Here is a 13,591-nt window from a genome sequence, read left to right as displayed (position 1 = left end):
GAGCATGTCCGCACTGGTGTCCGACGTCGGAACCCGCACCGCTGTAGCCGCCGCGAACCTGGTGAAGGTGTACGGCAAGGGCGACACCGCCGTGCGGGCGCTCGACGGGGTCAGCGTCGAGTTCGCGGCGGGCAGGTTCACCGCCATCATGGGTCCGTCCGGGTCCGGCAAGTCCACGCTGATGCACTGCCTGGCCGGCCTGGACAACGTCGACGGCGGCAGCGTCGCGATCGGCGGCACCGAGATCACCTCGCTGGGCGACAAGGAGCTGACCAGGCTGCGCCGCGACCGGGTCGGGTTCGTCTTCCAGGCGTTCAACCTGCTGCCCACGCTCAGCGCCGAGGCCAACATCCTGCTCGGCCTCGAACTGGCGGGCCGCAAGCCCGACCGCGAGTGGTTCGACACCATCGTGGACGTGCTCGGCCTGCGCGACCGGCTCAAGCACAAGCCGACCGAGCTGTCCGGCGGCCAGCAGCAGCGCGTGGCCTGCGCCCGTGCCCTGGTCGCCCGGCCCGACGTGGTGTTCGCCGACGAGCCGACCGGCAACCTCGACTCGCGCTCCGGCGCCGAGGTGCTCGACTTCCTGCGCATGTCCGTGCGCAAGCTGGGCCAGACCGTGATCATGGTGACGCACGACCCGGTCGCCGCGTCCTACGCCGACCGCGTCGTGCTGATGGCCGACGGCCACCTCGCCGGCGAGATCGACAACCCGACCGCCGACTCCGTGCTGTCCGCCCTCAAGCACCTGGGTGCGTGAGGAGATGCTGCGCACGATCATCGCGGGTCTCAAGGCCCGCACCGCGCGGCTCGTGCTGTCCTCGGTGGCGATCGCCCTCGGCGTCGCCTTCGTGACCGGCACGCTGGTGCTCGGCGACGCCATGAACGCGAGCCTGCGCGACGAGTTCGCCAAGGACGCGCGCAACGTGGACGTCTCGGTCACCGTGGACAGCAGGTCGTCGTCCGGCGAGTCCGCCGACATCCCGGGCATCACCTCGGAGACGTTGGCGAAGATCCGGCAGGCGCCGGGGGTGGCGGGCGCGGACCCGCGCGACTTCCAGCAGGTGCCGGTACTCGCGGCCAACGGCAAGGCCAAGCCCGCGTGGGCCGTTCCGCTGGCGAGCAACGAGAAGCTGCGCGAGTTCGACCTGGTCGAGGGGCGCTACCCGACCGAGGACGACGAGATCGCGGTCGACAAGCGCACCGCCGCCACCGCCAAGCTGACGATCGGCCAACCGGTCGTGCTGCTGGGCAAGGAGGAGGCGCGGCACACGTACACGCTCGTCGGCACCTACCAGCAGGGCACGAACCAGCTGTCGCTCGCGGGCTACGACCACGTCGGGCTGACGCCCGGGGGGTTCCAGGCGCTGGAGCCGGAACGCCCGCCGTACCAGGTGGTCGCCACCGCCGCGGCCGGCTTCACCCAGCGCCAGGTGGTGGACAACGTCCGCCAGGCCATCGGCGGGCAGGGCTTCAAGATCCAGAGCGGCGAGGAGCTGACCGAGGAGACCCTGCAACGGGTCGAGTCCCAGTCGGGCGAGTTCACCTCGTTGCTGCTGGCGTTCGCGATCATCGCGCTGATCGTCGCGGCGATGGTCATCTACAACACGTTCACGATCCTCGTCGCCCAGCGCACCCGTGAGCTGGCGCTGATGCGCTGCGTCGGCGCGAGCCGCGGCCAGGTGTTCCGGGGGGTGCTGGCCGAGGCGCTGGTGATGGGCCTGGCCGCGTCGGTGATCGGCCTGCTCGGCGGCATCGGCGTGTCCGCCCTGCTGCAACGGGTGATCTTCTCGTTCGACGGCGGCGAGGGCGCCGTGCTGCTGCCCGTGACGGGGACGACCGTGGCCGCCGCGTTCGCGGTCGGCACGCTGGTGACCGTGCTCGCCGCGGTGCTGCCCGCCCGCAAGGCGACCCGGGTCGCGCCGGTGGCCGCGCTGCGCAGCCAGCCCGACAGCGGCGAGGAGGTCTCCCGCACCGGTGTGGTGCGCGTGCTGATCGCCGTGCTGTTCCTGGCGGTCGGCGTCGGCGCGGTGGTGTTCGGCATGGGCATGGACGACGAGGAAGTCGCCATGATCACCAGCGGCGCGGGCACGATGGCGCTGCTGGCCGCGGTGCTCGTGCTGGGTCCGCTGCTGGTCGGCCCGGTCAACCGGGTGCTCGGCGCGCTGCCGCGGGCGTTGCTCGGCGTGCCCGCCAAGCTCGCGTCGGCCAACGCGGGCCGCAACCCCAAGCGCACCGCGGCGACCACGGCGGCGTTGATGATCGGCGTGACGATCGTGTCGCTGGTGACCGTGGTCGCCAACAGCGCCAAGGAGACCGCGAACGCCGAGATCGACCAGCGGATGCCCGCCGACTACACGGTGACCTCCGCCGTCCACGACCGGCCGCTGCCCAGGGAGCTGGCCGAGGAGCTGGCCGCCGTGCCGGAGGTGGCGCAGGTCGCGCCGACCACCGTCGTCTACGGGGAGCGCGAGTACTTCACCGGCATCACGCGCGACGCCCTCGGCAGCCTGTTCCGGCCGACCGTGACCAGCGGGTCGCTCGACGACCTCCGTGACGGCACGGTCGCGGTGAACGCGGACTACGCCAAGCGGCGCGACGTGTCGATCGGCTCGGTGGTGTCGTTCAAGCCGAGCCGCGGTGAGGCGCAGGACCTCAAGGTGGTCGCGGTCGTGGAGGGCCAGCGGCTGTCCGACGGGATCATGACGATGGAGACGTCGTTGCGGTTCGAGCAGGCCGCCGAGGGCTACGACAGCATCCTGGTCAAGCTCGAGGCCGGCGCCGTGAACGGGCGCGCGGCGGTCGAGGCGGTCACCGACCCCTCGCCGCTGGCGGTGCTCGACAGCGCGGCCGAGACCAAGGAACAGCTCAACCAGCAGCTCAACCAGGTGCTGGGGTTCATCTGGGCGTTGATCGGGTTGGCCGTGGTGATCGCGTTGTTCGGCATCGCGAACACGTTGACGCTGTCGGTGCTGGAGCGGACGCGCGAGTCGGCGTTGCTGCGGGCGCTGGGGCTGACGCGCGGACAGCTGCGGTTGATGCTGGTGGTCGAGTCGGTGCTGATGGCGTTGATGGGCGCGGCCATCGGGCTGCTGCTCGGCATCGGCTTCGGGTGGGTGATCACCGAGGCGTTGTCCACCGACACGATCTCGGTCGACCTGGTCGTGCCGTTCGGGCAGATCGGCGTGATGCTCGCCGGCGCCGTGGTGGCCGCGATCGTGGCCGCCGCGCTGCCCGCCCGGCGTGCCGCCAGGACCTCGGTCGTCGCGGGGATGGCCGAGGCGTGAAGGACCCGGTGGCCCGCTCTTCTTCGGGGGAGGAGCGGGCCACCGGGTTTCGCGCGACACGGGTCACGGGATTCTTGCCGAGCACGCGTCACATCCGGCGGCGAACCGCCTCTAACAGGGTGCCGGGTGGCCCGAGCGAGGGCCGGGCCACCCGGCTTCGACACCCCGCAACCGTGTTCACGGAAAGTCGCGTACCGTCACGGTCGGCGCACGAGAGCGCTTCAGAATGTTGCGGAACGGTGTCGACCGGTACTTCCCGGGTTGACGGGCGGACCGGGACTCACGACTGTGAGAGCGCTCTCATGACGCCGGGTCCGAGCCCGGCGAGCGCATCGCTCGCGGTGCTGCCGGTGGTGGGGTTCTTCATCCCGCCGGCGCGGCAGATCGTCGGCGGGATCGTGCAGGGCGCTGTGAAGGGGTGAACTCGCACATGACGACAACCGACCCGGACACCGAGGTCCGGCGGGACGTGCTGCGCTTCCCACCGGGTTTCCTGTGGGGGGCGGCGACGGCGTCCTTCCAGATCGAGGGCGCGACGACGGCGGACGGCCGTGGCCCCTCCATCTGGGACACGTTCGCGGCCACGCCGGGCGCGGTGCTCGGCGGCGACACCGGTGACCCGGCGTGCGACCACTACCACCGCTACCCCTCCGACGTGGAGCTGATGGCGGAGCTGGGGCTGGGCGCGTACCGGTTCTCGCTGGCGTGGCCGCGCATCCAGCCGGCCGGCGCCGGCCGGGTCGAGCCGAGGGGGCTGGCGTTCTACGACCGGCTGGTGGACGAGCTGCTGGCCCGGGAGATCGAGCCGGTGGTCACGCTGTACCACTGGGACCTGCCGCAGGCGTTGGAGGACAACGGCGGGTGGCGCGACCGCGACACCGCCTACCGGTTCGCCGAGTACGCGGCGCTGGCGCACGAGCACCTGGGCGACCGGGTGCGGCAGTGGACCACCTTGAACGAGCCGTGGTGCTCGGCGTTCCTCGGGTACGCCAACGGCATCCACGCGCCCGGCGTGGTCGACCCGAAGGCGTCGCTGGAGGCCGCGCACCACCTCCTGCTCGGGCACGGCCTGGCCGTGCAGGTGATGCGCGACCAGGCGCCGGACGACCACGAGCTCTCCATCGTGCTGAACTTCTGCGCGCTGACGGTGGACGACGACTCGCAGCTCGACGCGGCGCGCAAGGTCGACGGCCTGCAGAACCGGCTGTTCCTCGACCCCCTGGGTGGTCGCGGCTACCCGCGGGACGTCATCGAGGACACCGCGTGGCTGGGCGACTGGACGGCCGTGGTGCGCGAGGGCGACCTGGACGTGATCGCCTCGCCGATCGACTGGATGGGCGTGAACTACTACGCCCCGACCCGCGTCGCGCCCACGGCCGACCCGCTGGAGGTGAGCGGCGGGCCGTTCCCGGGTCTGCGCGGCGTGGAGTTCCCGCCGGCGCGCGGCGAGGTGACCGGGTTCGGCTGGGAGGTCGACGCGAGCGGCCTCACCGGGCTGCTGGAACGCCTCCAGCGCGAGGTCGGCCTGCCGCTGTTCGTCACGGAGAACGGGTCGGCGTTCCCGGACGTGGTCGAGGACGGCGAGGTGGTGGACGAGGACCGCACCCGGTACCTGGTCGACCACCTGCGCGCGGTGCACCGGGCCATCGAGGCGGGTGTCGACGTGCGCGGGTACTTCGCGTGGTCGCTGCTGGACAACTTCGAGTGGGCGGCGGGGTACAGCCAGCGGTTCGGCATCGTGCACGTGGACTACGACACCCAGGTGCGCACGGTGAAGCGGAGCGGCAGGACGCTGGCCGGGGTGATCGGCGCCAACGCCGTCCCGGCCACCGGGCACGACCTGCCGTGACCTGTCGGTCGGGGGCCGCATGTCGCCGCGGCGGCCCCCGCCCGGCGCTCACCCAGCGGCGGCCGGCCGCCGCTGCTCCACCCGTCGCCTCACGCGGACTCGCGGCGGACCATCGTGGTGGGCAGGACCTCGCGCCGCGCCCGGATCGTCTCGCCGCGCAGCAGTTGCAGCAGGTGGGACACCATGTGGCGGACCTGCGCACTCGTGTCCTGCCGCACGCTGGTCAAGGACGGCATGGTGTGCGGTGCGATCATCGGGTGGTCGTCGAACCCCACGATGGCCACGTCCTGCGGCACCCGCTTGCCCGCCTCGCGCACCGCGTCCAGCACGCCGGCCGCCATGTGGTCCGACGCGACGAACACCGCGTCCAGGTCCGGCACCCGGCCCAGCAACGCCTCCATCGCCTTCTTGCCGCCCTCGCGGGAGAAGCCGCCGTCCGCCGTCATCAACGCCGTGGTCTCGTCGTCCGCGCCGACCGCCGTGCGCCACCCGGCCAGCCGGTCCATCGCCGAGTGCTCGTCGAGCGGGCCCGTCACCGAGACGATCTTCTTGCGCCCCAACGAGATCAGGTGCTCGGTGGCGAGCAGGCCGCCGCCCTCGTTGTCGTGGTCGACGGTGTGCAGCCCGCGCAGCGAGCCCCACGGCCGGCCCGCGTACACCACCGGCAGCGGCAGCTTGCGCGCCACCGTCGGCAGCTGGTCGCCCTTGTGCGGCGCGAACAACAACGCGCCGTCCACGTGCCCGCCCGCCAGGAACCGCTCGGCGCGGGCCTGGTCCTGCGTCGAGTGCACCAGCATGAGCACCATCTGGACGTCCGCGTCGGCCAGCGACCGCGCCGCCGAGCGGATCAGCCACGCGAAGTGGGGGTCGTCGAAGATCTTCGGCTCGGGCTCGGAGAACACCACCGCCACCGCGCCGGAACGCCTGGTCACGAGCGCCCGCGCGGCGTGGTTCGGCTGGTAGCCCAACTCCATCACCGCCGCCGTGACCGCCTCGTGCGCCTCCGGGCTCACCCTGGGCGACGCGTTGAGCACCCGCGACGCCGTCGCACGGGAGACGCCGGCCTTGGCCGCCACGTCCTCCAACGTGGGCCGCGCGGCTGAGTGCGATTGAACCGACACGAGCACCACTCCTCGACGATCGCGCTACCGACCCAGCTTAGCCGGAGGCGACCTGCCGGGAAGCGCTCTCAAGACGACCCGGACCGGTGACGCGCGAACCGTCGGTGGCGACCGCGACCCGCAGCAACCCGTCCTCGCGGCGCACCGAGGTCGGCAGCCCGGCGCGGGCCGCGGTGCGGACCAGACCGGTCTCCGCGGGCAGGCACCAGCCGACCAGCTCCCGGTACCCGGCCGCCCGCGCCGAGCCGGCCAGCGAGCCGAGCAGCGCGGTGCCCACCCCGCGTCCCTGCCACTCGTCCTCGACCAGCAACGACACCTCGGCGGTGTCGGGGGTGGACGTCGGGATCAGCTGCCCCAGGGCGACCACCCGGTCCGCGCACTGGGCCACCGCGGTGCTGCCGCGCGGCGGGCTCAGCAGCCGGTGCAGCCACCGCCTCGGCACGGTCCGCATGCCCGAGTGGTACCGGTTGAACAGGGTGCCCATCGAGCAGCGGGAGTGCAGCTCGGCGACCGCCTCCTCGTCGCCCGCGCGGCCGGCCCGCAGCACCAGCGCCATGCCGTCGTCGGTCAGCAGGGCGGTCGGCTGGGGCGTCGCCGCGCCGGCGGCGGACAGCAGGTCGATCAACGCCTGCCCCCGGGCCAGCTCGACCTGGGTGAACGGCGACCACCCGCGCTTGACCGCGTAGGACTGCGCCACCTCCGGCGCCGTGGCCGAGGTCGCCCGGAAGGCGGCCGTTCGCGACGCGACCTCGTGCTGGTGCTTGACGTCGGGCTCGCCGGGGGTGACGACCACCGAGTCGGCGCCCATCACGACGCGCAGGGCCTCGCCGACGGCGTTCGGGTCGCGCACCGCCAGCGCGGCGGCGCGCAACACCGCCGTCGGCGCGTCGACCAGGTCACGCAGGTCGGCCGCCGTGATGCCGACGCACCGGCCGCCCTCGGCGCGCACCGCGTCCACCAGGTCCGCGGGCAGCAGGCCGGGCGCGGCCTGGACCACCAGCTCGTCCAGCACGCCGCCGGGCACCGGGATCACGGACAGCGCCAGCACGTTGCAGTCCTGGTGCGCCAGCCGGATGGTCACCCGGGCCAGGGCGCCGGGACTGTCGTCCAGCTCGACGCGCAGCCGCCAGGTGTTCGGTGTGGTGTCCATGCGACCAGGCTGGACGGCCCAGGTTGCGGCGCGGGGACGCGGGCGTTTCGGCGACGTGAGGGATGGCCCTCCCGCGCTCAGTCCCGGCAGTGCGGTGGCGGCAGCGGGTTGAGCGGGCTGCACGGCCACTCGGTGTTCTTCACCGTGGTGGTCGTGGTGGTCGGCGGCGGCGCCTCGGTCGAGGTTTCCGGTGGTGGCGGCGGTGCGGCCGGTGGCGTCGTCGTGGTCGTCGTGGTGCGGACCGCGGTGGTCGAACCCGGTGGCGACGAGATGGCGTCCGCGGTGGCGGAGCTCGGCGGCGTGGTGACCGCGCTGGTCGAGGGCCGACCGGTGATCCAGGTCGAGGCGGGGGTGTCGGCCTGCCGCTCGTCGTTCACCCCGTCGAGGTACACCCCGATGAGGACACCGACCAGCGCCGACGCCGCCACGGCCAAGCCGCACGTGGCCCACAGCACCCGCACCGCAACCCTCCTGACAGAACGCACTCGTGGCGCAACGGTGAGCGGCTGAACAGTACAGCCCGCCGAACCGGCCTCACCCGACCCAGTGCGCCCCGGTCGGGCCGGTCGTCCGGTCCACCTCGTTGAGCACGGCTTTCCGTGCCACAGCGGACAACGAGCGGAACGGCTCCGCGGTGACGGTCGCCCGGAAGTCCCTGTTCTCCGGCGGCCGGACGTCGCCGGCGTTCCGTTCACCACGGGTATCGGAGGCGGCCATTCCTGCGGTCGTTACACCACTTCGGGTGTCCCGCCATCGGGAAGGTGCGTGTCGCTGCGCGCCGGACAGATCTGTCACGAGCACCGCGCCGGTCGGGTGCCAGGTCCGTGCGTCACCCGTTCAGGTGAACACGTCCGTGAACTGACCCGACCCCGCCGGACGGCAGACGTCAGAACTTCGTAATCGGGTTTCGGCCACCATTCGGCGTCCGGTTCGCCAGAGTTGTCCGGTGGGGACGAGTCGACTCCGGAAGGCGTGAGATGTCCAAGCGGGTAGTGGTGATCGGGGTGGCCGGTGTGCTGGTGGTCGCCCTGGTGGTGGGGTTGTACTTGTTCCAGCCGTGGCGGCTGGCGACCGACCGGACGGCCGACGAGGCGCTGCTGCTGCCGGGCGCGACGTCCACGACGACCACGACCTCGGCGGCCCGGTCGACGGCGGCGGCTCCGGTCACCACGACGCCCGCCCCGCCCGCGGGCCCGGTCGCGCTGGCCTCCGGGCCGTTCCGCTCGCTGGAGCACGCGACGACCGGGAGCGCGACGTTGGTCCGGTTGCCCGACGGTGGTCACGCGGTGCAGTTCGAGGCGTTGGACACCAGCGACGGGCCGGACCTCTACGTCTACCTGTCGGACAAGGCGTCGGACTCGCCCGAGGCGGCGTTCGGCTCCGGTTTCACGAACCTGGGTGAACTGAAGGCGAATCGCGGCAACCAGGTCTACGCGGTGCCCGCCGGCACCGACCTGGGCGCCGTCCGCAGCGTCGTGATCTGGTGCAAGAGGTTTTCCGCCGGTTTCGCGGTAGCGCCGTTGGAACAGGTCTGACACATAAGGGAAACAAATGCTCGGTGGTCTGATCCATTTATGGCCTTTTCGCCGTATTGACATATCTGGTCTAGACCACCTAAAGTGGTAGTACCACAACGTCCCTCGTTGGTGGGCGGGCTGATGCCCCACCGACGAGGAGCCGGCTCACTGGGGTGGGCCACCGTTGGCGGCGGCGCGGCGCTTTCTCTCCCCGTTCCGCGTCGCCGCTCACGGCCCGCCGCACCAGTGCTGCACACTGTGCGTGATGCTCACCAGGACCATCGCGATCCACTACGTCAATGCCGCGCTGCGTGGCGCCGTGCGGCGTGGTCACGACGTCGCGCGGCTGCTGGCGACCGCGGGCATCGGCGAGGCACTGGTCTCCGACGAGCGCGCCCGGGTCACCCCCGCCCAGTACACCAAGCTCGTCCAAGCGCTCTGGGACGCGCTGGACGACGAGTTCATGGGCCTGGGGCCGCGGCCGAGCAAGCGGGGCACGTTCCCGACGATGTGCCTGCTCGCCGTGCACTGCGCGTCGCTGGAGGACGCCCTGCGGCGCGGTCTGGCGTTCTACGAGCTGTTCGACGTGCGGCCGGGGATGGCGTTGGACGAGCACGACGGCGTGGCCGCGTTCAGCCTGTCCGCGGCGGGCGTCGACGACCCGGACCGGTTCCTGGTCGAGTCGCTGCTGGTGCTGTGGCACCGGTTCTCGTCGTGGCTGATCGGCCGCCGGATCCCGTTGCGCGGGGTCGACCTCGCCTATCCCGAGCCGCCGCACGGCGCGGAGTACCACCTGATCTTCGGCGCTCCGCTGCGGTTCTCCGCGCGCACGACCACGTTGAGCTTCGACGCGCGGTTCCTGCGGATGCCCGTGGTGCAGGACGAAGCCGCGTTGAGGCGGTTCCTGCGCAACTCGCCCGCCGAGCTGCTGTCCCGGCGCGATTACGGCGCGGACGCGTCCAGCCAGGTGCGGCGGATGCTCGGCGGCGGCGTGGTGGGGCTGGAGAACGTGGCCGCGCGGCTGGGGATGAGCGCGCCGACGTTGCGGCGGAAGCTGGCGGCCGAGGGCACGTCGTTCCGCGAGGTGCGCGAGCAGCTGCTGCGCGACCAGGCCGTGGCGAGCCTGGTGCGCGGCGGCGAGTCGGTGGAGGAGCTGGCGCTGCGGCTGGGCTTCTCCGAGGCGAGCGCCTTCCACCGCGCCTTCAAGCGGTGGACCGGCACGAGCCCCGGCACCTACCGCCCCACCTGACCCCCGCGAGAGTCCTACGTTCCCGTCACGCGTGTCCTACGTTCGGAACACCCATGTTGAACATTCAGAAGAGGTCTGACGACCGTGAGCGTTCAACATGGGGTACCGGAACGTAGGACACGCGCGTTCCGAACGTAGGACTCGCGGTCAGAAGGGGGTGGAGGTGGTGGCGCGGTCGCGCAGGGAGGTCGGCGGGCGGAAGCGTTCGCCGTAGGTGTCGGCCAGGTAGTCGGCACGCTCCACGAACCCGGTCAGGCCGTAGGAGTTGACGAACTGGACGGTGCCGCCGCTCCACGGTGCGAAGCCGAACCCGAACACGCTGCCCACGTTCGCGTCACCGATCGACGTCAGCACGCCCTCGTCCAGGCACCGCACCGTCTCCAACGCCTGGATGAACAGCAACCGGTCCTCGACGTCCTGCTCCGTCACGCCCGCGTCGGCCCGCGCGTACCGCGCCAGCCCCGGCCACAGGAACTTCCTGCCGCCCTCGGGGTACTCGTAGAACCCCGCGCCGCCGGACTTGCCCGTGCGCCCCTCGCCGACCAGCTCCTCCAGCACGCGGAACGCCGGGTGATCGGCCAACGCGCCGGCAGCGGTCGGGTCGTCGGCCACCGCCTGGTCGCGGATCTTCAGCTGCAACGTCAACGTCACCTCGTCGGACACCGCCAGCGGACCCACGGCCATGCCCGCCCGGCGCGCCACGTTCTCGATCAACGCCGGCGACACGCCCTCCGCCACCATCGACACGGCCTCGGTCACGTAGGTGCCGAACGTCCGCGACGTGTAGAAGCCCCGGCTGTCGTTCACCACGATCGGCGTCTTCCCGATCCGCAGCACGTAGTCGAACGCCCGCGCCAACGTCTCGTCCGACGTCTTCTCCCCGCGGATGATCTCCACCAGCCGCATCTTCGGCACCGGCGAGAAGAAGTGCAGCCCGATGAACCGCGACGGGTCGCCCACCGCCGAGGCCAGCCCGGTGATCGGCAACGTCGACGTGTTCGACGCGATCACCGCGTCCGGCAGCGCCGAGGCCTCCGCCGCCGGCAGCACCGAGTTCTTCAGCTCGCGGTTCTCGAACACCGCCTCGATCACGAGGTCGCAGCCCGCCAGGTCGGCATCGGAGTCGGTCGGCGTGATGCCCGGCGTGTCACCGGCCCCGCGCCGCGCCGCCTCCAGCGTCACGTCCTTCAGCACGACCTCGATCCCGGCCTTGGCGGTGACCTCGGCGATGCCCGCGCCCATCATGCCCGCGCCGAGCACACCGACCTTGGACACCTTCGACGCCGGCACCCCGGCCGGCCGCGACTTGCCCGCGCCGATCTCGTTCAGCTGGAACCAGAACGTGTTGATCATGTTCTTGGAGACCTGGCCCGAGGCCAGCTCCACGAAGTACCGCGCCTCGATCCGCAACGCCGTGTCGAAGTCCACCAGCGCGCCCTCGACGGCCGCCGCCAGCACCTTCTCCGGCGCCGGGTACACGCCGTGCGTCTTCTTCCGCAGCACGGCGGGCGCCGCGGCGAGCAGCCCGTACATGTTCGGGTCGCCGAACCGCACGTCCGGCACCACGTACCCGGGCTTGTCCCACGGCTGCTGCGGAGCCGGGTTCTCCTTGATCCACGCCCGCGCCTGGGCGATCAGGTCCTCGCGCGACGAAGCCAGCGAGTGCACCAACCCGGCCTGCAACGCCCGCGCCGGCCGCAGCTGCTTGCCCTCCATCAACAGCGGCAACGCGGGCTGCACGCCGAGCAGCCGCACCATCCGCGTCACGCCGCCACCGCCGGGCAGCAGGCCGAGCGTCGCCTCGGGCAGGCCGAGCTTGATCCTGTCGTCGTCCAGCACCACCCGGTGGTGGCACGCCAGCGCGATCTCCAGGCCGCCGCCGAGCGCGCTGCCGTTGATCGCCGCGACGACCGGCTTGCCCAGCAGCTCCAGCCGCCGCAGCTGGCCCTTGACCTCCTCCAGGAACCCGAGCGCCTCGGCCGCGTTCTCCGGCGTGATCGTGACCAGCAGGTTCAGGTCGCCACCGGCGAAGAACGTCTTCTTGGCCGACGTCAGCACCACGCCCGTGATGTCGTCGCGCTCCGCCTCCAGCCGCGCGACCGCGTCGCCCATGTCCTCGTGGTACTCGGCGTTCATCACGTTCGCCGAACCGGACATGTCCATCGTGAGGGTGACGACACCCTCGTCGTCCCGCTCGAAGTGGATGGCCATCAGACCCTCTCGATGATCGTCGCGATGCCCATGCCGCCGCCCACGCACAGCGTGGCCAGACCCCGGCGCAGGTCCCGGCGCTCCAGCTCGTCGAGCAGGGTGCCGAGGATCATGCAGCCGGTCGCGCCGAGCGGGTGGCCCATGGCGATCGCGCCGCCGTTGACGTTGACCTTCTCGTCGGGCAGGTCGAGCTCCCGCTGGAACTTCAGCACCACCGACGAGAACGCCTCGTTGATCTCGAACAGGTCGATGTCCTCGACGGTCAGCCTGGCCTTGTCCAGCGCCTTGCGCGCGGCCGGCGCGGGACCGGTCAGCATGATCGTGGGCTCCGAGCCGACGATCGCGGTGGCGATGATCCGGGCGCGGGGCGTCAGGCCCAGCTCGCGGCCGGTGCGCTCGTTGCCGATCAGCATCGCCGCCGCGCCGTCCACGATCTGCGACGAGTTGCCCGGCGTGTGGACGTGGTCGATGCGCTCCACGGTCGGGTAGCGGTCGATGGCCACCGAGTCGAAGCCGAGGTCGCCGTGGAACGCGAAGCTCGGCTTGAGCTTGCCGAGCCCGTCCAGCGTGGTCTCCGGGCGGATCGCCTCGTCGTGGTCGAGCACGACCGAGCCGTTCTGGTCGACCACGGCCACCAGCGACCGGTCGAACCAGCCTTTGTCCCGCGCCAGCGCGGCCCGCTGCTGCGAGCGCAGCGCGAACGCGTCCACGTCCTCGCGGCTGAACCCCTCCAGCGTGGCGATGAGGTCCGCGCTCACGCCCTGCGGCACGAAGTTGACCGCCATGTTGGTCTCCGGGTCGGCCATCCACGCGCCGCCGTCCGAGCCCATCGGCACCCGCGACATCGACTCGACGCCGCCCGCCACCACCAGGTCCTCGAACCCGGAGGCGACCTTGGCCGCGGCCAGGTTCACCGACTCCAGGCCCGACGCGCAGAACCGGTTGAGCTGCATGCCCGCCGGACGCAGGTCCCACCCGGCCGCCAGCACCGCCGTGCGGGCGATGTCCGCGCCCTGCTCGCCGACCGGCGACACGACGCCGAACACCACGTCGTCCACGGCGGAGGTGTCCAGGTCGTTGCGCCGCGCCAGCGCCGCGAGCACCCCGGAAGCCAGGGTGATCGGCTTGACGCTGTGCAGCGAACCGCGCTTTCCCCTGCCACGCGGTGTGCGCACCGCGTCGAAGATCAAGGCTTCGCTCATGTGCTCCA

At 71.9% G+C, this 13,591-nt stretch carries 11 protein-coding genes; 6 read left to right on the top strand and 5 right to left on the bottom strand.

Annotated elements, in window-relative coordinates; all coding sequences use genetic code 11:
* The first annotated feature begins 4 nt into the window (after positions 1 to 4).
* From ACQPYE_RS32480 to ACQPYE_RS32470, 3 genes are all read left to right on the top strand, one after another.
* Positions 5 to 757, top strand: a complete 753-nt coding sequence (locus ACQPYE_RS32480) for an ABC transporter ATP-binding protein (protein ID WP_498716908.1) — start codon at positions 5 to 7, stop codon at positions 755 to 757.
* Between the two features lie 4 nt (positions 758 to 761).
* Positions 762 to 3,284: an ABC transporter permease gene (locus ACQPYE_RS32475; protein WP_498716907.1), complete on the top strand. Its 2,523-nt coding sequence runs from the start codon at positions 762 to 764 to the stop codon at positions 3,282 to 3,284.
* A 430-nt stretch (positions 3,285 to 3,714) separates the two neighbouring features.
* Positions 3,715 to 5,133, top strand: coding sequence for a GH1 family beta-glucosidase (locus tag ACQPYE_RS32470; RefSeq protein ID WP_498716905.1), 1,419 nt, complete (start codon positions 3,715 to 3,717; stop codon positions 5,131 to 5,133).
* 89 nt (positions 5,134 to 5,222) lie between these two features.
* Here ACQPYE_RS32470 and ACQPYE_RS32465 read toward each other — a convergent pair whose 3' ends face one another.
* Together ACQPYE_RS32465 and ACQPYE_RS32460 are read right to left on the bottom strand one after the other, a co-directional pair.
* Positions 5,223 to 6,254 (bottom strand): LacI family DNA-binding transcriptional regulator, encoded by a 1,032-nt coding sequence (locus ACQPYE_RS32465; RefSeq protein WP_498716904.1) that lies wholly within the window; start codon positions 6,252 to 6,254, stop codon positions 5,223 to 5,225.
* A gap of 37 nt (positions 6,255 to 6,291) precedes the next feature.
* Entirely contained in the window at positions 6,292 to 7,404 is a 1,113-nt protein-coding gene (locus ACQPYE_RS32460) for a GNAT family N-acetyltransferase (protein ID WP_498716903.1), read from the bottom strand.
* A gap of 108 nt (positions 7,405 to 7,512) precedes the next feature.
* Here ACQPYE_RS32460 and ACQPYE_RS32455 point away from each other — a divergent pair, with 108 nt between their 5' ends.
* The gene (locus tag ACQPYE_RS32455) at positions 7,513 to 7,914 is read left to right on the top strand and encodes a hypothetical protein (protein ID WP_498716902.1); all 402 of its coding nucleotides are present in this window, start codon (positions 7,513 to 7,515) and stop codon (positions 7,912 to 7,914) included.
* A 24-nt stretch (positions 7,915 to 7,938) separates the two neighbouring features.
* Here ACQPYE_RS32455 and ACQPYE_RS32450 read toward each other — a convergent pair whose 3' ends face one another.
* Positions 7,939 to 8,121, bottom strand: a complete 183-nt coding sequence (locus ACQPYE_RS32450) for a hypothetical protein (RefSeq protein WP_498716900.1) — start codon at positions 8,119 to 8,121, stop codon at positions 7,939 to 7,941.
* A gap of 260 nt (positions 8,122 to 8,381) precedes the next feature.
* On the opposite strand from ACQPYE_RS32450, the gene ACQPYE_RS32445 reads away from it, so the two are divergent.
* Both ACQPYE_RS32445 and ACQPYE_RS32440 read left to right on the top strand, forming a co-directional pair.
* Positions 8,382 to 8,939 carry a DM13 domain-containing protein gene (locus ACQPYE_RS32445; RefSeq protein ID WP_498716898.1) on the top strand — a complete coding sequence of 186 codons (558 nt, stop codon included), beginning with the start codon at positions 8,382 to 8,384 and terminating at the stop codon, positions 8,937 to 8,939.
* Between the two features lie 247 nt (positions 8,940 to 9,186).
* On the top strand, positions 9,187 to 10,170 hold the full coding sequence (locus ACQPYE_RS32440; protein ID WP_498716896.1) for an AraC family transcriptional regulator: 984 nt from the start codon (positions 9,187 to 9,189) through the stop codon (positions 10,168 to 10,170).
* Between the two features lie 147 nt (positions 10,171 to 10,317).
* On the opposite strand, the gene ACQPYE_RS32435 is transcribed toward ACQPYE_RS32440, so the two are convergent.
* Positions 10,318 to 12,381 (bottom strand): 3-hydroxyacyl-CoA dehydrogenase NAD-binding domain-containing protein, encoded by a 2,064-nt coding sequence (locus ACQPYE_RS32435; protein ID WP_498716894.1) that lies wholly within the window; start codon positions 12,379 to 12,381, stop codon positions 10,318 to 10,320.
* Positions 12,381 to 13,583, bottom strand: a complete 1,203-nt coding sequence (locus ACQPYE_RS32430; RefSeq protein ID WP_498716893.1) for an acetyl-CoA C-acetyltransferase — start codon at positions 13,581 to 13,583, stop codon at positions 12,381 to 12,383. The genes ACQPYE_RS32435 and ACQPYE_RS32430 overlap by 1 nt, the downstream gene beginning before the upstream one ends.
* Positions 13,584 to 13,591: the final 8 nt, after the last annotated feature.

Source organism: Actinosynnema sp. CA-299493, from assembly GCF_050946825.1.
In the GTDB taxonomy this organism is placed as follows: Bacteria; Actinomycetota; Actinomycetes; order Mycobacteriales; family Pseudonocardiaceae; genus Actinosynnema.
This window is presented reverse-complemented; position numbering and strand designations above follow the sequence as displayed.